A 21,420-nucleotide genomic window follows, 5' to 3' on the forward strand; every position below is an offset into this window, starting at 1 on the left:
TTGTATTTATAGTGTTATTCAGCTGGATCACATGGGTTAAAAGGTACTGTTCCCTTTGAAGGATCTTTTACAATGGTTTCGTCACAGCATTCTTTATCACTCTCGTTATCTTTATCCTTCTTAAACATATCTTTAAACATATCCATAAGTTGAGGGATTGTGTCAACAATTTTGTCATAAGTACTATGCTGATCTACTGGAAGCATTCTTATTGAGTCGCCTCTTACAACTAAGAAACCTACTGGTCTAATTGATATACCTGCTCCTGAACCCCCACCAAAAGGGTGTCTGTTAGCCTTTTCAACTTCTCTTGTGTTTTCAAATTCTGTTCCTCCTGAGGCAAAGCCAAAAGAAACCTTTGAGATAGGAATTATTACTGTTCCGTCGTAGGCGGTGACAGGTTCACCTACCACTGTATTTACATCAATCATATCCTTAATGCTTTCCATTGTGCTTTTCATTAAATTTTCTATTGGATGATTATCCATTTTGAACTTCCTCCTTATATTTGGCCTTAGGTACTTTTAATTTTCTTGACCCAAATTTTAAATTGTAGATAATAATAATGCATATATAGATAAGTTTTGCAAAATTAATGAAAATTATACTATTTATTTCAAAATTAAAGTAAAAATTGTTATATGTGGGTTTTATTTCTGATTTAAAATCCTTTAAATTAAAAAATAAGCTTAAGCCGCTAGAAATAAAACTGGTAAATTGATGCAATAAACCGTATAAAATGGCTGTATGAGCGGCATCTTCTAGAGCATAATTAATATTAAATTTTACTTTAAGGGATAACTTAAATTTGTTTTTTCTTAATATAGTTATGATTTTTCTAGCATTATGTGGATTTACCAAATCTTTATGTATAATATCCTCTTCAATTTTTTCACTAGTTTTAATTGAGGCTTTTTTTATCTTTTTCTTTATTCTTCTAGTTATATTAAATTCTTTTCCATAAATTTTTATGTGAGCTTTTTTACCAGAATAATTCAGTGTTATTTTGAGAGGAATAGGTAACAATAATATTGTTAATATAATAAATAAAATTACAAGCAAAGTTTTCAAAATTAGCCCTCCAAAAATTTTATATTTAATATTATATCCACTAAAGTATGGTATATACAAAATTGGTAATTTTATCATGTTAAATTTAATGTAAGGAGTGAAATTATGAAAAATAAATTTTTAAAGTTTTACTCAGTGCTTACTATGGTGTTTTTATTAACTAGTTTTTCAATTGAAGTTTATAGTAAGCCTTTGCGAGTTAATGCAGTAGCAGCTATTGCTATTGATGGTAATACTGGTATAGTTTTATTTGACCAAAATAGCCATAAAGTTATTCCAATGGCTAGTACCACTAAAATCATAACTTGTTTAGTAGCACTGAAATACGGTGATTTAGAACAGAAGTTTGAAATATCTAAAAATGCGGCTTCAATTAGAGGTTCCAAGGTGGGATACAAAAGTGGGGAAAAGGTTTCTTTAAAGGAATTGCTATATGGTTTAATGCTAAAATCTGGAAATGACTGTGCTATTGCAATTGCAGAAGGACTCAGCGGATCTATTGAAAATTTTTGCAAACTCATGAATGAGTATGCACTTGAAATTGGTCTTATGGATAGCCATTTTGAGTCACCTCATGGATTAGATAGTATGTATCATTATTCCTCAGCTTATGATTTAGCTCTTGCAACCATGAAGGCTAAAGAAATAAAAGAGTTTAATGATATTGTTTCAGCAAAGTTAGTTGATGGTGTAGAAAATGGATTTACCAGAAGTTTTCAAAATATAAATAAAATCTTATACCAAGTTCCAGAAGCTAATGGTGTTAAGACTGGATATACAGGAAATGCAGGGAAGTGCTTAGTAAGTTCTATTAAATACGAAAATAGTGATATTATCATTGTAACTTTAAATTGTAATAATAGATGGGAAGAAACAAAAAGAATTTATGATTTTGTAAAGGAAAACTATAATTTTCAAAAGATAGTTTCCAAAGATGAAGTTTTAGGTGAAGTTTGTGTTAAGAACGAAAAAAATAAAGTAGATCTTATTAGCCCAAAAGATATTGTAGTTCCAGTTAGAAAAAATCAAGTTATAAGTAAAGAGATACAAATTCCTAAGAAGCCTTTAAAGAAATTTATAAAACAAGGGGATAATATAGGGATGTTACTAGTTACTAGTGAAAAGGAAGTCCTTATGAAGTATCCCTTAAGGGCTAAAGATAGCTTTGAAAGTAAAAGTATAGTTGAATATATTAAAGAGGTTTTTTAACATAAATATATAAAAGTTGTAACAGTATTCCTACATTACTAAATAAATTAAAAGCAAGCTGTATGAAAGAGAATGCAAAAGTAGGCTTATTATTAGTGTAGTTTCTTTATTCCATTCTATATATTAAATAATGAACAAGTTCATTTTCTTAACAACTTTTGAAGAAAATTTAGACTAAACAAATAGATATTTATGAATAAACTGCGTTTCTGAACAAACATCAATTTGTTGCGCCAAAGCAACTTATCTAGACTGAGTAATTGCCACTTAAGAAGGTGCAGACTTAAAGTTTCTAAAATGTTGTTAAAATTTATTTATTAAGGTAGTTTAAAGAATAGGTATTTACTTCAATAGTTATAAATATGAAGGAAAAATAAGCTGGTGACAAGGAATTGTCAACAGCTTATTTTTATTATATAGGAAACTCAACTTTTTTGCGTCAAAAAGTTCATGGAAGCCTAGAAACACTAGGGTTCAACATGGATGCAAAAATATGCAAGTAGCCACTACTATTTAAAAGGCTGTGTGAATACACGCTTTTGTTCTTTAAAATTTTAATGGTATAAGTTTACAATGTATAAGAGTTTTAAAGAATTATATGGACTATTTTTAAAAAAATAAAACACTGGCCCTGTCAATAGAGTTAAATTCATAAGAGTTAATAAGAAATATAGGCTACTAGGATAGGTTTTTATTTAACTTGTTTCTAAAGCTTAGGGTTAATCTTAAGGTAGTTTTATGTAAAGGGTAAGATTTTATTTAGGATACTAAAGCCCATAACTATAATAGTCTAGGTTAACTATTGGTTTGCAGTAACATTTATAAGGAACTTAAATATTCTAATAGTATAGTAAGCTAGGAGGGCTAAGCATGAGTTATGAACCATATAATTGCATAGATTGTGGCAGTGAATATTGTCCGTGTCATCTAGCTGAGTCAGGTAATTGTATTTTGTGCTCTCATTTAGATGGTAAGGACTTTTGTGACTGTTGTAATTGGAACGGAGTTTGCATCTATCAAGAGTTTGTTCAAAATAATTTCAAGGCGAAGGCAGGAAGAAAGTATCAATGCTGTAAAATCCTTAGTAAAGAAAAAATAGAAGACAAAATGTTAACTTTTAAAATAAAGGTTAGTGACAAGTTGATAAGTGACTTAGTAAATCCAGGTTCCTTTGTATTTGTAAGAAGACCAGATTGTGGATCTACCTTCGATACTCCTATATGCGTTATGAACTGTGATACCGCAGAGGAAACTATTACCCTAACTATGGAGATAAAAGGGGTAAAAACTAAAGCCTTAGATGAATTAGAGGTTGGACAAAATATATTTGTGAAAGGTCCATTTTGGAACGGAATATTAGGACTTAAAGCCCTTTTAGAAACAAAGAACAAGGTTTGTTTACTTATTGCAAGGGGAATAGGTCAAGCTCCTATGGTACCAGTAATCGAAAAATTAAAACAAAATGGTAATGAAATAATAGTGATTGTTGATAAAAAGCCCTTTGAGAATATTTTTATTCAGGATATCTTGAAGCACAACGATTGTCAGGTATTAGAATGCAATACTTTACTTCAAGGTGGAATTTTAAGCCCCGAGTGTAGAAAGCTTCTTTGGGAAATTATTTCAATTAAAGATATATCATTAGTTCACTGTGATGGAGCAGATATTCTTAATTATCAAGTAATGAAGATTGTAGAATCATTAAATAAAAAAATTCACTTTTCTTGCTGTAACAATGAGAAAATGTGCTGTGGTGAAGGCGTATGTGGGTGCTGCACAATTATGAACAATGATGAAAAGTTAAGAAGACTTTGTAAAATGCAAACTGACCCTAAATATGTATTTGAAGGGAGGAGACTATTTTGAAGGTAGTAGTAATTGGCGGAGGATGGGCTGGTTGTGGTGCTGCCATAACAGCTAGAAAAGCAGGGGCCGAAGTAATATTAATAGAAAAGACTGACTTATTACTTGGAGTAGGTAATGTAGGCGGAATCATGAGAAATAACGGCAGATACACTGCAGCTGAAGAACTTATAGCTCTTGGAGCAGGAGATTTAATAAATATTACAGATGCCACTACAAGACATAAAAATGTGGATTTTCCTGGACATGAACATGCCTGGTTATATGATGTAAATAAAATTGAGCCTGCAGTTAGAAGACACTTATTAAATTTAGGAATAAAATTAAATATGGTTACCAGGGTAGTAGATGTAGAAAGATATGACAATAAAATAAAAGGTGTGTATTTATCAGATGGAACCTTTGTAGAAGGAGAGGTATTTGTTGAAACCACAGGATCCACAGGACCAATGGGAAACTGCTTAAGGTATGGCAATGGATGCTCGATGTGTGTGTTAAGATGTCCTGCTTTTGGACCAAGAATAAGTGTAAGTTATAGAGCTGGCATTGAAGATATAAAAGGTGAAAGAGATGAAGATACTTATGGAGCTTTCAGTGGTTCCTGTAAACTAGCTAAGGAAACTTTATCACAGGAAATTATAAAAGAATTAGACGAAAAGGGTGTAGTAGTTTTAAAAGTTCCACAGGAGGACATAAACTTAGATAAGCTAAAACAAAAGGTATGTCAGCAATATGCACTTAAAGAGTTCGCTGAAAATATAGTACTACTAGATACAGGACATGCAAAACTTATGACTTCCTATTATCCCTTAGAAAAGCTTAGAAAAATTCCAGGTCTTGAGGATGCTAAGTTTGTAGACCCATACGCTGGTGGAAAGGGAAACTCTATAAGGTACCTATCAGTAGCTCCAAGAACCGACGACTTAAGAGTAGTAGGACTAGATAATCTATTCTGCGGAGGAGAAAAAAGTGGCTTGTTCGTTGGACACACAGAAGCCATTGCAACAGGCTCTCTAGCTGGTTATAATGCAGTGAGAAGTCAACTAGGAATGCCACTACTCATATTACCAAGACTTCTTGTCATTGGAGATATAATTGCTTATGCCAATGAAAAAGTAATGACCAAAGAAGGCAGAAGAAACAGATACACCTTTGCAGGAGCAGAATATTTCCAAAGGATGAAGGATTTAGGATTATACACTTTAGATAGTGAAGAAATCAAAAACAGAGTGAAAAAAGTAAACTTAGATAATATATTTAATCAAAAGTTAATATAAGAACTTAAAGGAGCAGAAATGTTAGGAGTTTCTGCTCCTTTAGGTTTTTAGGGAAAGAAGCTGGTGGAAATATGGGATAACTAAGGATACATTTCTATAAAGAGGTATGTAATTTGTAAGGGAAGAATTAAGCTAATTTAATAGAAATCCTATGAAACACGCATAAACACTATATATTGTTATAAATATTTAAAGATAACCATAAGTATTGTGGTGTTAGTATAATTTTATAGACACAGTAGGTAGAAATAGAAGGGTGACAGAAACATATATAAAAAATCAATTACAAGAAGGTATTGCTGGTGAACAAATAAGTTAAAGATAATTTATTGCCCACTTTACTGGTGGGGTTGACTTAATGTCTAAAGATTTTTTATGAATTATTGAGAATAGATACAATGACAAATGGAAAGTCCTGTGGAGATAAAGTAGACTTTGAAACAAATAGTACAGATAATGTATATTATACTTATGACAGTGCTGGTAAGCTCGTGTCTATGAATATAAGCACAAAATTTTCTGGAACTACTTGGTAACTCCTACAGAATACTTCTATGTAAGAAATGCCCAAGGTGATATAATTGAATTAATAGATAAGGCAGGAACTCAAGTGGTATCTTACACCTATGACTCATGGGGTAAGTTAATATCTATAAAGGATGCTACTGGTGCGAATATAACAAACAATACAACCCATGTAGGATATAAGAATCCTTATAGATATAGAGGATATAGGTATGATACCGAGACTGGATTGTATTATTTGCAGAGTAGATACTATAATCCAGAGTGGGGAAGATTTATTAATGCTGATGGTATTATAGGACAAACTGAAGAACTTCTTGGACATAATATGTTTGCTTATACAAAAAATAATCCTGTTAGAATGAGTGATAGAAATGGATTTAGACCTGTGTACACTATGCGTGAAGAGACAGAGGAAATGTATAATAACTTCTCTGAAAAAAGTATAGATAAATTACTTACTGAAGTGTTTTGCACTGCGGTAAAATATATAGCGGTTTCACAATTAGCGCAAGTACAGGGAGTGCTAATGGCATGGGATGCAGAAATTACATGGTTATATGAGAATACGGTTGCTAGGCCAAAAGGAATACTGCCAAAGCGTCTACCAGATGAGGATATAAAAAAATGAAGTAGAGGTAATTATACTAGTAAAGAGCAATTGCTAAAATAAATAGTGGTACAGATGATTAAAAATTACTCTAAAAGTAATTATAGTATAAACTGTGAGTTTAGGAGATGAAAATTATGTATAAAACTATTTCAGTAATATGTATTCTTCTTTTATTTATAGTAGCAATGTTAACTAATTTTTCTTTATTATCTAATTCTTTTAGTACAGTACTGATAGTGTTATTAATGATAGCATATTTTATTGGGATTGTGTTCATAAAGTTTGATTTATTTAATAAGGTGATTAGTAAATACAAAAGAAGAAAAAAGTCAACTAATGAGGAAGAGTGTCAAGTTCACTCTTTGAGTATGTAAATTAAAACTACAGATTATAGGTGAAAAGTAATTTATGTGCAAAATTATACTAACGCCAAAGTATGGGATTAATTAATCCTGCCGTAGGTGAAATCTTGGAATATAATGACAACAAAATATCGTTATTTATAGGCAGCAAGGTAAGTGTGGAATTACAGGAAAGACTCTTGTAATAAAAAAAATCGAGGGACATAATTTGATTAAGAAAATGAATTCACCTACAGAGTGGACAAGTAGAAAGGTAGTTTTTTATGGCAAATATACCAGTATTGATATATGTATTTACGGTGTATGTGATAAAATAAAGCAATATTTAGTGGAATCAAATGGATTATTTGATTGGAAGTATCCAGATAGTCCAGATGATGTATCCCTTTTTAAGAGTAAGAATTGCTAGTTTTATGGAGTTTCACATGAAGGGTGTGCATATATACTTACGGAAGAGTCAGGAATACAGTTCAAAGTGTGTGAATTATATGATGACAATGTAAATTTATTTCATGATAAATAAATTTGCAAAATTGTATTAAAGAAATAGGTTATATTTTAAATTTCACCTAGAAAGTATAGTTTATTATAATGATTTAATAATGGAAATAGTGTATGAATAGCAGATTTATAATAGCTGCAACATAAAACTGAATGGGATATTCAATCATTTATACCAAAGTAGGAGGGATAATATGTCATATGATTTAAAACTATTAGTCATTAAGCAAGAGACGTTATATCATACTGATTTTCAATCTTCAATACAACTTAAGAATGAAATTGAAGATGAATTTTATAGATATAGAGAGCTTTGGCCTTTCATGATGGGTACTGATGGTGCATTGTATTCTATGGTAAAAGAAAGTAATGGTTTATTTAATGCTTACACCATTTGCGATTCTGATTTTGAGAAAGATGAGAGAGATATTGAGATGCCGTATTGGATAAAGGATGAGGATGTGAAATATGATTTAACACCTCTAATCATAAGGAGAGAATATCGAGAAGATTTTGAGAAAATAGTTAGAAATTTAATTAACACCTCCCAAACAAAAACAATAATGATATTGGCAAATTATCAAAGCAATAATAAAGAAATAGTTTGTGGAACAGTATCTTTCACGGAATACTTAAAATTATTAGATGAAGGTAAAATATTATTTAATATATGCTATATAATACGAGATTAAAAATTTAAAAACTAAAAGACCAACGAGCAATAGTTTTGGTGGTCTACTTTTATGAATTTGAGGTAGGAGTTATGAAAAAAATAACATTTAAAAATATTATGAAGGAATATGCTAATAAGTTTGATTTCGATGGAATTATTGATTTAGCAGTTTTAATTTTATTCTCAAGTTTTATTATATATCGTGTTTATGGAGGGACTTTTAGCTATACAGCAACTTCTTTAACTTTTTTGATAGTTTCTGTAGCAATGAAAGTATTTAGCAAGAAATATAAACCAAGTAAAATAATTAATTATACACCATTGATATTAATATTTACTGGAGCTGCGATTATAATAACTATATTTTTATTTCGACCTCAATATACACTAAAAGATGCTCGTGAGATTGTAATAAAAGATGCTAAATCAAGGATAACAAATACAATTGAGGTTAATCAGTCATATAAACAAAAAAACAAGTGCATGCAAATTACTTTGTCAAATATGATGATGTGATTAGGATAGAATATAATGAAAAGTTTTACGAGTATGTATTTGATCCGATATCAGGCCAATACTCTGTCAGAACATTCGATATGTCATTGTTGGCGATGGTAAAAAAACTAAACTAGGTATTTTAAAAGTTGATGATGCTGAATTTGCTGTTCCAAGGGTTATGGATTCATGGACGAATATGGGACTACCTGAAGGAATAATTAATAGATTTGCTGAAGGAAAAAATTTAAAAGTCCAGGATTAGGTTCATCAAAGTACAGCTATTAAATGGAAATTATTTTGGTGGATATACCTATAAAACAGATGATTAACATAGTTTATATTAATTCGTTACAAAGAAATTACCATAATTTTTGTAATTGGATATAATTAGGGTTAAGGGGTAAGACAACACTATATTTTATTGGAATCAAATTAATTGCTATAAATGGAAGAAGATATGAATAAGTGTAAAAACTGTAATGTATCAATGGAACAAGGCTTTGCTATTATAAATGATAATCTTCATGGATGGTTAAAAATAGCTAAACAACAAAAGGGCTTTGAAAAATTAGAAAACAAAATTTATGTTGAGATTTGTCCTCAATGTGAACAAATAAAACTATACTCAAAAAATAGAAGTTAATTAATGTTTTTCTTAAATCATGTTTTATTCATAGAATTATGATTAATTTAAAATTATAAAACTATGAGGGTTATGTAGCATCAACATATTATTTGTACTAGTGAATAAAGCTTATATAAGCAATATAAAACACTGTGAAGAGCTTACTTTCTAATATAGTGGATAAACAAAAGAGTCATAAATCAAGATAAGTAGCAATTTGAAGGGGGATAATTTATGGAGATAGTTAAGTTTAATTTAAAGGATAAAAATGAATTACTAGAGTTAGATAAAGAGTGTTTTGGAGCAGATAGTTGGGATAATGAATTATGGCAAACAATTTTAGGGGATTTAGAACATAATATTATTTACTTAGTAAAACAAAATACTGAATTAATTGCATACTTAATGATATACAACTGGGGAAAAGAAAAAAATTACGTTAAAATTACTAATATAGGAACTAAAAGTTCTTTTAGAGGACAAAAATTAGCTCATAAATTATTTGAAACAATGATAAATGAGATGAAAAAAGAAGGAATGAAGGATTTTAGAGGAGAGACAAGAGTTACAAACTATCCAATGCAAAAAGTATTTAGTGATTTTGATTTCAGAAATGTAGAAATTTTTAAGGGATATTATGATAACCCTACTGAAGATGCATTGAGATATCATTTAAGTATATAAATGTGTAATAAATTTCTAATTTAAAGAGTTGGAGTATTTGGTTTTAACTTTCCCATGTTTCTCAAATATCCACTTAATGGCATCCTATTAATATAATGGGTTCCGTATATAGACTCGACTAATGAGAACATTTAAGCAACCACTAAGAAAAAGATATCCAAGCATCTGAAGCGCTAGGACACTTTTTCTCAGTGGCTTATTTTTATGTATCGTAAAACTTAAACTCAACTAATAGGTAGAAAATTCCTAGCTATAGCTTTCATCAGCTTTAAGTCTTAGTTGTAAATTGTCTTTGATTTAATTTTTATGAAAGCAGTGAAAATATATGGATATTATCACAGTAACTATATGGTAAAATAGTATTAAAGAGGAAATGCACAAGGGTTTATTTAAGGTCAAACTAGTAGAATATTCTTCAATAACAAATTTAACTTAGGGGAGGAGCAAAATGAGAAAATGGGTTATATTTATTTTTCTATTATCAGCAGTGCTCATTTTATAGGGATGTAATTCAAGTGTAGATAATTCCTCTAATTCTTCAGAAGTTACAAAAAATAAGGATAAAAAGATAGAGGTATTTCTCCCAAAATTATCGGATACTTACAGCTCTGTATATGAGCATTGGAATGAGTTAAATCTTGATAAAATTATCCTTATGGATAAACCGATTTTAGAATCTAGCGATATTGAAGCTATGGATGATAATAAATTAAAGACAAAAAAGAATTTTATAATAGTTAATGGGACTGGCTTAGAAAATCCATTAATATATAGTGATAAAAGGGATGGAGTTTTAAAATTTGAATACAAGGGAGAAGAATATAAAATTGAGAGCAAATCACCTGAGTTATTCTATAATTACACTATTTACGATATATGTGTAGTAAAAAAAGGTGATAATATTTTTTTTGTTAAGCAAAGGGATTTTAAGAGGGAAAAAGATATTGGTGGTAATGAGATTCCAGGAAGAGAGTACAAGAAGGGGATAATCGGAATACCATATGTCATTGTTGTCGATGGTAAAAAAACTGAACTAGGTATTTTAAAGGTTGATGATGCTGAATTTGCTGTTCCAAGGGCTATGGATTCATGGGCCTATATGAGACTACCTGAAGGAATAATTAATAGGGTTGCTGAAGGAAAAAATTTAAAAGTTCAGGACTAGGTTCATCAAGGTACAGCCATTAAATGAAAATCATTTTGCTTTGTATACCTATAAACTAAATCATTAACATAGTTACGTTAATTCGTTACAAAGAAGTAACCATAATTTTTGTAAGTGAGTGTAATTAGTGGTAAGGGTTAAGAGAACATTGTATATTATTGTGTCATATGAGTAAGTTGTTGTGAATTATATATATTTTTTTAGAGGTTAACCATATAAATTATTATAAGGATGTAAATTTAAAGGGGGAATATTTATGACTATTTTAACAATACTTTTTTCATACATTATATTTACTGTACTATTTAGTAAATTTGGAAAACCTATTGAAGTATATATAAGTAAGTTTAATCTAAAAAAAATAACTAAATGTATTATTCTAATAGGAGCTATGTGTTTATGGGATTTATTAAGAGACTATTTAAACTTAAATGATATTCTATTTGGAGTTGTTGTGGGATTAATAATGGCAATAAGTGGAACTGTATTGAATGTTTTTAAAGATATTCAATAGTTATATAATCAGGACACACTTTTCTTAACAAGCGACTTAATTACAGTATTAAAATGTTTTAAGCTTAGTATAAATAGTTGTAGCTTTCTTGGAATTTTCATATCTTAGAATAAGAAACTACAATATTAGAAATAGCTAGTAATCTAGCACATCACTAATTCTTTGCAAAACAAAAAGAAGGTAGCAATGTACCTTCTAAACTAAAACTGATCATATGTATTTTTAGTTGTTTCAACTACTGCAGCAGATTCCTTTAGTAAATATGCTAACAAGAGATATTTGCACAGAATTTGTTATTAATAATGATATTAAATATTAAGTTTAGAAACTGATTTTGCATTGGACAAATTTACTAACGCAAAGTTATAGTAAAGTTTCATCACTAAATTTGCACGTGACAAATTGACCTGTGCAAATTTTTTGCTATAAATGGATCATGTAGAATCGAAGTATATATATTGCTACATTTAAGTTACTTTCTTTCTAGAAAACTCCAAATAACCTTTATTGTAAAAAATAGCTTGGCAGCTAATATAAAGAAAGGTAATGATAAATACTATTAAGGATAACTACAGAAAGAAGTGAAGTAAGATGAAGAAGGTATTTATAATTTTATGTACAGTAATTTCTATATCATGGTTTCCTACAAGTGTTAGAGCACTTACTTTAAAACCAACCATTGATGTGAAACAAGGAATTCCTTATAAATATACCCCAGAAGAAGGATCAGTTGAAGAATTATATAAAGATATTATTGTAGTACTCATTGAACCATACATTACAGAGGAAATTTCTAAGCAATATGGTATGCTTCTTCAATATGACTTGTCATCTATAGAATTTTTAGAAATAGAAAGATCAGAGTATCGTTCTTTCAATTTCTTAATTAAACTTCAAGTAGACCCCTTTTTGGGAGCACACAATACAGTTGGACTTGATGAAATAGTAATAAAAATAGGAGAAAATAATCCTAAAGTTATAAGCTTTAAACATATAAAAAGCTTTCCACTACCACCACAATTAGAGGAGTACTATAAAGATCTAAAATTGTAAATAGGACTAACAAGTTATAAATTCAAATGAGTCTATACCTATATGTCCTTATTGTGAAAAACAAATGACCACCATAGAAAAAAATAATGAACTATTGGATGTGAATGTTATATATTTGTGCCTTCATTGTAAAAAGGTTTTAGGTATAGGATGTCAATAGTTAATAAAAATTTTCTTGAATTGTGGTATAGGAGTAAATCAAGGCGAAGCAAAGTATTTGGGGGGGATTTAAGTGAAAATAAGAGAATATATAGATACTGATAATTCTCAATGGGTAAGGTGTAGGATTCTATCCTTTTTAGATAGTGCATATTTTGATAATGTACTGCGTGAAAAAGAACACTATAAAAATCCTTCTGTTGAGTTAGTGGCAGAGATTGATGATAAAATTATAGGTTTAATAGATGTAGAATATGAGATTGAAAAAGGAACAGTTTGTTATAGTTCAAATGAATTAGGTGGCGTTATATGGCATATAGCAGTTTTACCCGAATTTAGAAACTTAGGCGTTGCAACCTTGTTGCTAAATGAAGCAATAAATAGGCTGAAAAGCAAAGGTATAAAGAAACTTGAAGCATGGACAAGAGATGATAAATGGGTAAATCATTGGTATAAAAATAGAGGATTTAGCTGGAAGGAATCTTACCTCCATGTTTATGCTGAAGGTGATGAATGCGATATAAGTGCACAATCTAAAATTAATAAATTATTTATATGTAGTAGTTTTGCTCATTACATAGGTAAAGATAAAGATACTATTAAAAAAGCATTCAAAAGGGTGCATGAGTGTAACTTATATGAGTTAACATTGACAAAGTAGTTCAGAGTCTTCTTAAGAAGTAACTTAATTACAGTATTTGAATGTTTTAAAACTTAGTATACTTACTAAAAGATAAAGCCACTAAGAAAACATCAAGGAGCTACAAGCTCTAGAGGCGTTTTCTCAGTGGTTATTTTTATGTGTCATGAAATTTTATCCCAACTAATAAGTAGGCAATTAACAGCTAAAGCTTTCAGTACGGTGAAGTCTTAGATTTTAATTGCCTTGCTTTAAATTGAGTAAAGCATATAAAATAAAACTTTTGATAGCTAGCATTAAAAATTTGAAGAAACATATTATTAATATAAGTTTAAGGTTAACTTTAAAAAGAGATGTAGGAGGTTTTTAATGCTGTTATTTGATGAATACCCTAAAGAAGTAAGTATACCCAGTGAGAAAATGCCTGATGGTAAGGTTATAAATGAAATCTTTGAACTAACTTATACAGCTATGACTACTATAATTCCGTCTGATACTTCAAAGGATGAAGATTTTAATTTGTGGTATGAAAACTTTAAGTTAAGGTTAAAAAGTGGTACAAGATACATTTTGATGAGTAATGATAATATTTTAAAGGGCTATTTAGCATATAGCTTACACTATGAAAATAATTCCATATGTATAGAAGACTTAATTATTAATCCTAAATATCAAGGGGATGGGTTTACAGTAGCACGGTTGATATGCTATTTTTTAATGAAAGTAGAAGGTGAAAATTTAAATAACATTTACACTTATACAAGTAAATTAAATACAAGAATGCAAGGCATTCTGGATAAAGTAGGATTTTCTATAGAGGAATACAACAGTAAAAATATTAAGTATAGAATCCATAAAGAATTAATTACTAATAGATGCTCAAAATTAATTTCTCATTTTCATAAGAAGAACAATTATAACTTTTAAAATATATTTAAAGGGGTTCTTTGATACAAAAGCTTTTATAGAGAACAACAGTAAATATAATTTTATTATTTGGATAGGAATAGTTAAAGAAAGAGAAATAGTTTATGAGAGTTAAGATTGAAATTAAGAGGTAGAATTATGAGTGAAGTATCAATTATAAAAATTACTGATGAAGATATAAATAAGCAGCTAATTAAGCAATTATCCCAGGTGCTAACTTATTCAGAGCCAGAGAATTTTAAAGAGTGTGAGAAGTGGTGGGAACAGTGGTTTTCTGACAAGATACCAGGAGATAAGCTCACAATAATAGCTAAAGAGGAAAATAATATTATAGGGGTTACAAGGTTCTGGAGGACACCATTTTGTAATAATAAATGGCTCATTGAAGGACTTGAGGTAACACCTCCCAAAAGAAGAAAAGGTGTAGGAAAAGCAATTGTTATAGAAGGCATACGCATTTTGAGGGGTATAACTAATGAAAAGATATTTGCTAACATTGCTAGTGAAAACAATGAATCTAAAAGACTACATGAAGGGCTTGGATTTGAAAAAATTAGCAGTGGCTCACTGAATAGTTACGGAGAGTATAGAAATCATATAGATGAATATGTCCTAGAAGTATAGTTACCAATGATTAAATGGTATTAAGTAGATTGTGAAAAGTATGATTGTAAATCATCTGGTAACTATAGAATGCAGAATTTAAAGTATAATGATTTAATAGGTTGCTGCTTAGTCTATTTTCACATATTTTAAAGTTATTACAATATAATTTACTAAAAGTATGTTAAAGATGGTGATTTAATGGTTAAAAGAAAAGCTCAAATAAATTAGGTCGTCTTATCTAAGATTGCAAATAAAAAATACAAATAAAGTAAATTATATGCTATAATACCAGTTGTGAATTATTACAAAATATATAGAAATCAGTGAGGAAATGAACAATGGATAAGATTTTAATTACTGGAGGTAAAGGTTTTTTTGCATCGAGATTTAATGAATATTATAAGGATAAGTATGATATCATTTCCTTATCAAAGGAAGAACTTAATATAGCAGATGAAAAAAAAGTTATATCAAAAATTAAAGAAGTTAATCCAAAGTTTATAGTTCATACTGCGGCTATTGCGGATACACAGGTTTGTGAAAAAAATCCTGAGTATTCTTTTGAAATAAATGTAACAGGAAGTAAAAATATTGCAAAAGCTTCAGATTTAGTAAGAGCTAATTTAATCCATATAAGTTCTGAGCAAGTTTACAACGGGAACTTAGAGGAAGGTCCATATGACGAAAATACAATACCTGTTCCAGATACTGTATATGGAAAGCAAAAGCTTCTTGGGGAACAAGAGGTCAGCAAAATTACAGAAGACGCATGGATTTTAAGATTTAATTGGTTATTTAGTTTTCCAGAAAAGTGTGGTAGGGTAAATGCTAATATTATATGGAATATTACTCGTGCACTATTAAATGGGGAAAAGATGAGAGTTCCCTCAAATGAGTATAGGGGAATGACTTATATATATGATTTGCTTAAAAACTTCAATAAAATATTTGAAATACCTTTTGGAATTTACAATACTGGCAGTGAAAGTAATCTAAGCACTTATGATGTAGCAAAAATTATTTTAGAAGAGATGGATTTATCACATAAAGTTAACCACATATTAATAAAGGACGAAGAAAGATATAAAGAAAGAAAAAGAGACTTAAGAATATCAAATTTAAAACTTAAAAATAATGGCATTGTTTTTTTAGATACTGAAGAAGCTGTTAAAAGATGTATTAAAGATTTTGGATTTAGAGTTTAAGTAATAAGAAAATCTAATTAGCAATGGGGTCACATTACTTAGTAAAACGGTAGTATAATCATAAGTAAGCATACAACCTACTACAATTAGAGACGCAAAATTTTTATTAAGTGTCAATCCAAAGATTAAGTTAAGACTATGGAAGGTTAACGCCTGCAATTTTGCAGGCGTTAACTTTTGAGGAAGAATAAGTTAAATTGCTTCTTTTTTAACCATATTGTGAGTTAGATCTTTTCTTCTGTACACACTTAGGATTAGCCCCACTATAGTCATATTAATGAGTAACTGGGAACCACCAAAGCTCATAAAAGGAAGACTAATACCCATGATAGGAGCAATTCCAAAATTCATTGCAATGTTAAGTAAAAACTCTGTAGTTAAAATTGCTATAAAGCCAGAAACTATGAGCTTTCCGTAAGAATTTTTAGTAACCTTTGCTACACTTATTATTTTTAGTAGGAAAATTATAATTAGTGTAATTATAGCCACGGCGGCAATCCAACCAAAGGTATAGACTATATAAGTAAAAACGAAATCGGTATGAAGTTCAGGAATAGTCTTTGGTTCCATAGTGAAACCATTTCCAAAGGCTCCTGCACTTTCTACGGTTTTCTTTAGTTGAAGATAAATCCAACCACTATTAGTTGGGTCACTAGCAGGATCTAAGAATATTGTAAATCTTCTTAATCTATAAGGTTCAAATAAAGTATAGATAAAAATACTAAAAACTGGTGATATTATACAAAAAAGTACTTGGGATATCTTGGCCTTAGACATAAACATTAAGGTTATGCAAGCAATAAAATATAAAAAACTGTAGGTAGTAGTGGCTGTGAGTGTGAGATAACCAGGAATTATAGTTATGAGTAAACCAGGAACTATAATTAGACCTAGAGCTTTTAAAAATCCTACAAGATTATTCCAATCCCAGCCTTCAAATATTCCCGCAAGAGAAACCACTAAAAATAATAAACAAAAGGGCATTAAATCAATGGTTAAAAATCCTATATAAAAATAGTAATGGCCATTAACAGGAACATTAAAAAATAGTTGTAGAATTAAAACCACTAATGTACCGATGTAAATTTTCTTTGAATAGGGTAAAATTCTTCTGTAATCAAAGAAGTATAATCTTGTGATTAAACCAATTCCTAGGATATAAAATATAAGGTTCTTCTGAAACATTTTTATATAATCAGCTTCAGCCACAGCTCCTTTGCTTTGGATAAAGTACATGGTGACAAGTCCAAAGAGGGAAAAGCATAGTAGAGGTATTATAACACCCCATCCAATTTTTGCTTTATGAGTTTTATTTAACTGTGTTCCTATTAAACTTGGGTCCCCCATATGTGAGAGTGCCTTTTCAGTTGCCTCTTCCTCAGACAATCCAGAGTTTACGAAATCTTCTTTGAGAGTTTCAATATGATCTTGTAATTCTAGGTTTATATCATAGTGAACATCCTTGTTTTTTATAAGCATGCAAACTTTATTTATATAATCCTTAACCTTATTATTTTCCATAATCAATAGCAACCTCCTCCCATAAAATTTTATCTACAGCACCAGAAAATAGGGACCATTCCTGTTTTTTCTCTTTCATATGAAGGTTCCCTTTTTCGGTAATTTTATAGTATTTACGTTTCCTACCTCCTTCACTTTCACTCCAATAGGACTCGATCATAGCTTCTCCTTCAAGAGCATGGAGTATAGGGTACAAGGTCCCTTCCTTAAAACTGAAAACTCCATTAGATTTAAGATCAATAACCTTTATAATTTCGTAACCATACATGGGCCTGCTGTTAAGCAAGCTCAAAACAAGGGTAGTAGTACTTCCTTTTAATAGTTCTTTACTGATTTTCATAGTTTACCTCCTTTATACCTAGACATTATATGCATCGTTTATCTAGGTATAATTTTAAGTACATATTTACCATATGTCAATAGTTTATGAAAAATTTTTAACTAGTAAATAAATATGGTTCGCCCCCTGGGGTTATTAATATAATTTGTTTTGTTATAAGGCAAAATAGCAAAACGCACATGAAAGTTAGAAAGCTCTATTTGTGAGAAGTTGCTAATGAAGCTACTATTATGTTAAGTCTTTAGTGCAAATTGGGTTTTACTTTTACTCCGCGGAAGCCGAAGTGATAGATATATTGTTGCAGTAATTATATGGTAAAATGCAAATGAAAGATTAGTAAAGAAGAGTTTACTTAAAGTCAAACTAGTAAATTAATGTGACTATGACACGAGAGAGGCATAATCTTTTTATACGAGTCCTATAAACTAATTAGTTTGTAGGGAAAGTTACCTATGAAAGATAGAAAAAAGAGTCTCTATCAGATTTGATAGAGACTCTAATTGTAATTTAAATACCTTGCTTTGCAGATGTAACTGATACCTCTACCACTCTAGATAAAAATGAGAATTTTTCTTTCATCATTTGAAATTCTGGACCAGATGTTAGATATTTTGCAGTTCCTTCAACTACAAAGCCAGTTCCTTGATAATCTTTGTAGCCTAATACTTCTTTGCTACCTAAAGTCATCTTAATTTTATTATTTACATTTACATTTTTTTCTGTCTTACGGAATCCATATGCAGGAATTAAAATCCTTTCATCATCAGTAACTACTAAATAAGAGTTCCAAGTATTTGCAATATGTGGTTCAGTGGAATCTCCCCATGATATTACAGTTACTACACCTTCATGTTTTAATACATCATAAAATTTTTCTGTAAGCATTCTATATTTCCTCCTAAGTATTAAATAATATATAAAAGAACTAGATACTATATCTGTGGTAATTTAAACAATATATACAAGGATTATGTAAACAATAGATAGTATATATAATATATATTGCAGATACATGTTATCTACGATTATTATATATACGCTATACTTAAAAGTCAAGAATAAATAAGCATATTATAGATAAATATTATCTATAATATTATTCAGTAGATATTGACTTATAAAAGATAATGAGGTATTCTGTCGGAAGATTATATTATTATGTAAGGGGATGAGTTTATTGCAATTTTCTATAGGAGTAGAGTATGCATTGCATTGTTTATTATATATGGTAGATATTCCAACAGGAAAATCTGTAGGAATTAAAGATTTAGCAACATATCAAGGTGTGTCAGAGACATACTTATCAAAAGTATATACAAAGTTGAGAAAATCGGGAATTGTTAAGTCAATCCCAGGTGTTAACGGCGGGTATGCCTTAGCACGTAGTCCTGAAAACATTACGTTTTGGGATATAGTTGAAGCAGTAGAAGGAACTTCTCCTTTATTTCAATGTGCAGAGATAAGGCAAAATGAGTTATTATTAGATAAGAATAATTTACCTGATACACATACAAAATGTCCTTGTTTAATTAAAGTTGTAATGTTAGAAGCAGAAGAACAAATGAGACAATATTTAAGAAACAAGACTTTACAATGGTTACATGAACAGTTAAATAATAAGATTCCTGAAAAAGACAGAAAGGCAACAATTCAGTGGTTTAATAGTATTAAGCAAAAACAAGTTTAATACATTTTATGATAAATTATACATTAAAAGATGCTTCTTAATTAGGTCGAAACATTCTTAAAAAGCAACTTATTTACATTATTTGAATGCTTTAAAGTTTAATATACTTACTAAAAGATAAAGTCACTAAGAAAACATGAAGGAGCTCCAAGCTCTGGAAGAGTTTTCTCAGGGGCTTATTTTCATACCTCATAAAATATAAAACCATCTAATCTGTAAACTATTTTGGATTAAAGCTTGCTCTACGTTCAGGTATTAATCCAAAATAGTCTTTTAAATTAAAACCTAGGTTGAAATAAATATCTATATGGATTTTCATAAATCATTGCATAGCCTATATTTCATAGAATTTTATAGCCAATAAGTCGAAAAAATCCATATAAATATGATACTAAAGATGTTGAACTTTATAATAGAGTTGAAATAGGTGAACTAAAGGATGGCTGGTACTTAGTTTATTACAATAGTAAGATAAGTTGATATGTATCAACAAAGTATATAAAGAAAATACAGACTAAAATAATTTATAGGTAGCTAGATGGTGATAGCTGATCTAAGAGTCCTAAACAAAATACAACGTAATTAACTAAAATAATGTGTCGAAGTAGGTAAAATAATGTTGATAAACAATTATTAAATTGATGTAAATTGATTTACTGATAATTAATACAAAATAATTGCGTAGACATGTTGCTTTACATGGAATTATGTTGTAAAATATGTATAAATAAAACAAAAGGGGGAGAAAATATGAAAAAAAGCAATTTTAAGTCCATTTTGACAAGAATATGTCTACTATTTACCGTTTGTTTACTAGTTTCATTTAATCCAGTTAAAGCTGAAGCAGCTACAGTAACTGGACAAGATATAGTAACCGAAGCAAAGAAGTATTTGGGTGTACCTTATCAGTGGGGCGGAAATGGTCCAAGCACTTTTGACTGTTCTGGCTATACAAAATATGTATATGGTCAATTTGGAATTAATCTACCTAGAGTAGCTTCTGATCAAGCGTCATCAGGAACATCAGTAGCACAAGGGAATCTGCAGCCAGGAGATTTGGTATTTTGGGGCAGTCCTGCTTATCACGTTGGAATATATATTGGAAATAACCAATATATTCATGCACCACAAGATAATGATGTAGTAAAGATTTCTACATTATCAACATATACTTCAGCTCGTAGAATAATAAAAAAAACAGGCTGGGTGTTATCAAATGGTACTTACTACTATTATAATGCAGATGGTTCATTAAAGACTGGTTGGTTACTTGAAAATAACCAATGGTACTGGTTAAATAATGATGCAAGCAAAGGATCACTTGGAGCTGCTGCAACCCAATGGCGTTATATCGACGGGTATTGGTATTGGTTTAATGACGATGCAAGCAAAGGATCATTATGTAAAATGATGACTGGATGGTTAAATGTCAATGGTGACTGGTACTACTTAAATGATGATACTGCTAAATACGGCGGTCCATATGGTGGTATGTTAATTGGCGATTACACAATAGGAAATAAGCTATATCATTTTAATGAGTATGGAAGATGTACAAATCCATATTAAATAGTAAAAAGGTAGTCTCTAGATAACTAGGGACTACCTTCTTTTATGTTTAAACAGTGATTTTACCAGTTGTTTGTTTTTAAGCGCCGATATAAGATGAAAATGCAGAATTTAAGACTTAAGTTAAGGAAGT

At 29.9% G+C, this 21,420-nt stretch carries 25 protein-coding genes and 1 pseudogene; 21 read left to right on the top strand and 5 right to left on the bottom strand.

The genetic code is table 11. The annotated features are described in order from the left end of the window. Nucleotides 1-14: 14 nt before the first annotated feature. Both ytfJ and B3040_RS10255 read right to left on the bottom strand, forming a co-directional pair. On the bottom strand, nt 15-488 hold the full coding sequence (gene ytfJ / locus B3040_RS10250; protein WP_291572887.1) for a GerW family sporulation protein: 474 nt from the start codon (nt 486-488) through the stop codon (nt 15-17). Further along, nucleotides 481-1,071, bottom strand: a complete 591-nt coding sequence (locus tag B3040_RS10255) for a DUF2953 domain-containing protein (protein ID WP_291572889.1) — start codon at nt 1,069-1,071, stop codon at nt 481-483. Before B3040_RS10255 ends, ytfJ begins: the two co-directional genes overlap by 8 nt. Nucleotides 1,072-1,176: 105 nt before the next feature. Between B3040_RS10255 and B3040_RS10260 the strand changes: the two genes are divergently transcribed. From B3040_RS10260 to B3040_RS10345, 19 genes and pseudogenes are all read left to right on the top strand, one after another. Next, nucleotides 1,177-2,280: a D-alanyl-D-alanine carboxypeptidase family protein gene (locus B3040_RS10260; RefSeq protein WP_291572891.1), complete on the top strand. Its 1,104-nt coding sequence runs from the start codon at nt 1,177-1,179 to the stop codon at nt 2,278-2,280. A gap of 870 nt (nt 2,281-3,150) precedes the next feature. Continuing rightward, nucleotides 3,151-4,146, top strand: coding sequence for a sulfide/dihydroorotate dehydrogenase-like FAD/NAD-binding protein (locus B3040_RS10265; protein WP_291572892.1), 996 nt, complete (start codon nt 3,151-3,153; stop codon nt 4,144-4,146). Then, nucleotides 4,143-5,420, top strand: coding sequence for an FAD-dependent oxidoreductase (locus B3040_RS10270; protein WP_291572894.1), 1,278 nt, complete (start codon nt 4,143-4,145; stop codon nt 5,418-5,420). The genes B3040_RS10265 and B3040_RS10270 overlap by 4 nt, the downstream gene beginning before the upstream one ends. Before the next feature lie 226 nt (nt 5,421-5,646). Then, nucleotides 5,647-5,739 (top strand): annotated as a pseudogene (locus B3040_RS19570) (IS200/IS605 family transposase); the annotation flags it as partial. A gap of 64 nt (nt 5,740-5,803) precedes the next feature. After that, nucleotides 5,804-5,956, top strand: a complete 153-nt coding sequence (locus B3040_RS10275) for a hypothetical protein (RefSeq protein WP_192812667.1) — start codon at nt 5,804-5,806, stop codon at nt 5,954-5,956. Then, on the top strand, nt 5,950-6,576 hold the full coding sequence (locus B3040_RS10280) for an RHS repeat-associated core domain-containing protein (RefSeq protein WP_291572899.1): 627 nt from the start codon (nt 5,950-5,952) through the stop codon (nt 6,574-6,576). The genes B3040_RS10275 and B3040_RS10280 overlap by 7 nt, the downstream gene beginning before the upstream one ends. A gap of 116 nt (nt 6,577-6,692) precedes the next feature. Next, nucleotides 6,693-6,932, top strand: a complete 240-nt coding sequence (locus B3040_RS10285) for a hypothetical protein (RefSeq protein ID WP_291572901.1) — start codon at nt 6,693-6,695, stop codon at nt 6,930-6,932. Nucleotides 6,933-7,128: 196 nt separating this feature from the next. Beyond that, complete coding sequence (locus tag B3040_RS10290; RefSeq protein WP_291572903.1) at nt 7,129-7,329, top strand: hypothetical protein; 201 nt, start codon at nt 7,129-7,131, stop codon at nt 7,327-7,329. Nucleotides 7,330-7,615: 286 nt separating this feature from the next. Beyond that, entirely contained in the window at nt 7,616-8,113 is a 498-nt protein-coding gene (locus tag B3040_RS10295) for a hypothetical protein (RefSeq protein ID WP_291572905.1), read from the top strand. A gap of 71 nt (nt 8,114-8,184) precedes the next feature. Continuing rightward, on the top strand, nt 8,185-8,610 hold the full coding sequence (locus B3040_RS10300; RefSeq protein WP_291572906.1) for a hypothetical protein: 426 nt from the start codon (nt 8,185-8,187) through the stop codon (nt 8,608-8,610). Nucleotides 8,611-9,049: 439 nt separating this feature from the next. Further along, nucleotides 9,050-9,235, top strand: coding sequence for a hypothetical protein (locus B3040_RS10305; RefSeq protein WP_291572908.1), 186 nt, complete (start codon nt 9,050-9,052; stop codon nt 9,233-9,235). A gap of 216 nt (nt 9,236-9,451) precedes the next feature. Next, nucleotides 9,452-9,901, top strand: a complete 450-nt coding sequence (locus B3040_RS10310) for a GNAT family N-acetyltransferase (RefSeq protein WP_291572911.1) — start codon at nt 9,452-9,454, stop codon at nt 9,899-9,901. 655 nt (nt 9,902-10,556) lie between these two features. Continuing rightward, nucleotides 10,557-11,066, top strand: coding sequence for a hypothetical protein (locus B3040_RS10315; RefSeq protein WP_291572914.1), 510 nt, complete (start codon nt 10,557-10,559; stop codon nt 11,064-11,066). A gap of 256 nt (nt 11,067-11,322) precedes the next feature. Further along, nucleotides 11,323-11,580 (top strand): hypothetical protein, encoded by a 258-nt coding sequence (locus B3040_RS10320; RefSeq protein ID WP_291572917.1) that lies wholly within the window; start codon nt 11,323-11,325, stop codon nt 11,578-11,580. Nucleotides 11,581-12,171: 591 nt separating this feature from the next. After that, on the top strand, nt 12,172-12,633 hold the full coding sequence (locus B3040_RS10325) for a DUF3888 domain-containing protein (RefSeq protein ID WP_291572919.1): 462 nt from the start codon (nt 12,172-12,174) through the stop codon (nt 12,631-12,633). Nucleotides 12,634-12,865: 232 nt separating this feature from the next. Next, the gene (locus B3040_RS10330; protein ID WP_291572921.1) at nt 12,866-13,453 is read left to right on the top strand and encodes a GNAT family N-acetyltransferase; all 588 of its coding nucleotides are present in this window, start codon (nt 12,866-12,868) and stop codon (nt 13,451-13,453) included. Between the two features lie 348 nt (nt 13,454-13,801). Then, entirely contained in the window at nt 13,802-14,359 is a 558-nt protein-coding gene (locus B3040_RS10335; RefSeq protein ID WP_291572924.1) for a GNAT family N-acetyltransferase, read from the top strand. Nucleotides 14,360-14,497: 138 nt separating this feature from the next. Continuing rightward, a complete protein-coding gene (locus B3040_RS10340) occupies nt 14,498-14,983 on the top strand; it encodes a GNAT family N-acetyltransferase (protein WP_291572927.1) in 486 nt (161 codons plus the stop codon). 320 nt (nt 14,984-15,303) lie between these two features. Continuing rightward, entirely contained in the window at nt 15,304-16,170 is an 867-nt protein-coding gene (locus tag B3040_RS10345) for an SDR family oxidoreductase (RefSeq protein WP_291572929.1), read from the top strand. A gap of 192 nt (nt 16,171-16,362) precedes the next feature. On the opposite strand, the gene B3040_RS10350 is transcribed toward B3040_RS10345, so the two are convergent. The 3 genes from B3040_RS10350 to B3040_RS10360 all read right to left on the bottom strand — a co-directional run bounded on the left by B3040_RS10350 (nt 16,363) and on the right by B3040_RS10360 (nt 18,916). Beyond that, nucleotides 16,363-17,691: an FtsW/RodA/SpoVE family cell cycle protein gene (locus B3040_RS10350; protein WP_291572931.1), complete on the bottom strand. Its 1,329-nt coding sequence runs from the start codon at nt 17,689-17,691 to the stop codon at nt 16,363-16,365. Further along, nucleotides 17,681-18,031 (bottom strand): PadR family transcriptional regulator, encoded by a 351-nt coding sequence (locus B3040_RS10355; RefSeq protein WP_291572934.1) that lies wholly within the window; start codon nt 18,029-18,031, stop codon nt 17,681-17,683. Before B3040_RS10355 ends, B3040_RS10350 begins: the two co-directional genes overlap by 11 nt. A gap of 507 nt (nt 18,032-18,538) precedes the next feature. After that, nucleotides 18,539-18,916: a pyridoxamine 5'-phosphate oxidase family protein gene (locus B3040_RS10360; RefSeq protein ID WP_291572938.1), complete on the bottom strand. Its 378-nt coding sequence runs from the start codon at nt 18,914-18,916 to the stop codon at nt 18,539-18,541. A gap of 292 nt (nt 18,917-19,208) precedes the next feature. Between B3040_RS10360 and B3040_RS10365 the strand changes: the two genes are divergently transcribed. Together B3040_RS10365 and B3040_RS10370 are read left to right on the top strand one after the other, a co-directional pair. After that, nucleotides 19,209-19,718 carry an RrF2 family transcriptional regulator gene (locus tag B3040_RS10365; protein WP_291573107.1) on the top strand — a complete coding sequence of 170 codons (510 nt, stop codon included), beginning with the start codon at nt 19,209-19,211 and terminating at the stop codon, nt 19,716-19,718. Between the two features lie 750 nt (nt 19,719-20,468). Then, nucleotides 20,469-21,287, top strand: coding sequence for a C40 family peptidase (locus tag B3040_RS10370; RefSeq protein ID WP_291572941.1), 819 nt, complete (start codon nt 20,469-20,471; stop codon nt 21,285-21,287). Nucleotides 21,288-21,420: the final 133 nt, after the last annotated feature.

Origin of the sequence: Clostridium sp. UBA4548 (assembly GCF_002387895.1) — a bacterium.
Taxonomy (GTDB): domain Bacteria; phylum Bacillota; class Clostridia; order Clostridiales; family Clostridiaceae; genus Clostridium_J.

Excerpts from the sequence above, each read along its gene's own strand:
- ytfJ (WP_291572887.1), bottom strand. The coding sequence starts at position 488 with ATGGATAATCATCCAATAGAAAATTTAATGAAAAGCACAATGGAAAGC.
- B3040_RS10260 (WP_291572891.1), top strand. The coding sequence starts at position 1,177 with ATGAAAAATAAATTTTTAAAGTTTTACTCAGTGCTTACTATGGTGTTT.
- B3040_RS10265 (WP_291572892.1), top strand. The coding sequence starts at position 3,151 with ATGAGTTATGAACCATATAATTGCATAGATTGTGGCAGTGAATATTGT.
- B3040_RS10285 (WP_291572901.1), top strand. The coding sequence starts at position 6,693 with ATGTATAAAACTATTTCAGTAATATGTATTCTTCTTTTATTTATAGTA.
- B3040_RS10295 (WP_291572905.1), top strand. The coding sequence starts at position 7,616 with ATGTCATATGATTTAAAACTATTAGTCATTAAGCAAGAGACGTTATAT.
- B3040_RS10300 (WP_291572906.1), top strand. The coding sequence starts at position 8,185 with ATGAAAAAAATAACATTTAAAAATATTATGAAGGAATATGCTAATAAG.
- B3040_RS10305 (WP_291572908.1), top strand. The coding sequence starts at position 9,050 with ATGAATAAGTGTAAAAACTGTAATGTATCAATGGAACAAGGCTTTGCT.
- B3040_RS10310 (WP_291572911.1), top strand. The coding sequence starts at position 9,452 with ATGGAGATAGTTAAGTTTAATTTAAAGGATAAAAATGAATTACTAGAG.
- B3040_RS10315 (WP_291572914.1), top strand. The coding sequence starts at position 10,557 with ATGGATAAACCGATTTTAGAATCTAGCGATATTGAAGCTATGGATGAT.
- B3040_RS10320 (WP_291572917.1), top strand. The coding sequence starts at position 11,323 with ATGACTATTTTAACAATACTTTTTTCATACATTATATTTACTGTACTA.
- B3040_RS10325 (WP_291572919.1), top strand. The coding sequence starts at position 12,172 with ATGAAGAAGGTATTTATAATTTTATGTACAGTAATTTCTATATCATGG.
- B3040_RS10335 (WP_291572924.1), top strand. The coding sequence starts at position 13,802 with ATGCTGTTATTTGATGAATACCCTAAAGAAGTAAGTATACCCAGTGAG.
- B3040_RS10340 (WP_291572927.1), top strand. The coding sequence starts at position 14,498 with ATGAGTGAAGTATCAATTATAAAAATTACTGATGAAGATATAAATAAG.
- B3040_RS10345 (WP_291572929.1), top strand. The coding sequence starts at position 15,304 with ATGGATAAGATTTTAATTACTGGAGGTAAAGGTTTTTTTGCATCGAGA.
- B3040_RS10350 (WP_291572931.1), bottom strand. The coding sequence starts at position 17,691 with ATGGAAAATAATAAGGTTAAGGATTATATAAATAAAGTTTGCATGCTT.
- B3040_RS10355 (WP_291572934.1), bottom strand. The coding sequence starts at position 18,031 with ATGAAAATCAGTAAAGAACTATTAAAAGGAAGTACTACTACCCTTGTT.
- B3040_RS10360 (WP_291572938.1), bottom strand. The coding sequence starts at position 18,916 with ATGCTTACAGAAAAATTTTATGATGTATTAAAACATGAAGGTGTAGTA.
- B3040_RS10370 (WP_291572941.1), top strand. The coding sequence starts at position 20,469 with ATGAAAAAAAGCAATTTTAAGTCCATTTTGACAAGAATATGTCTACTA.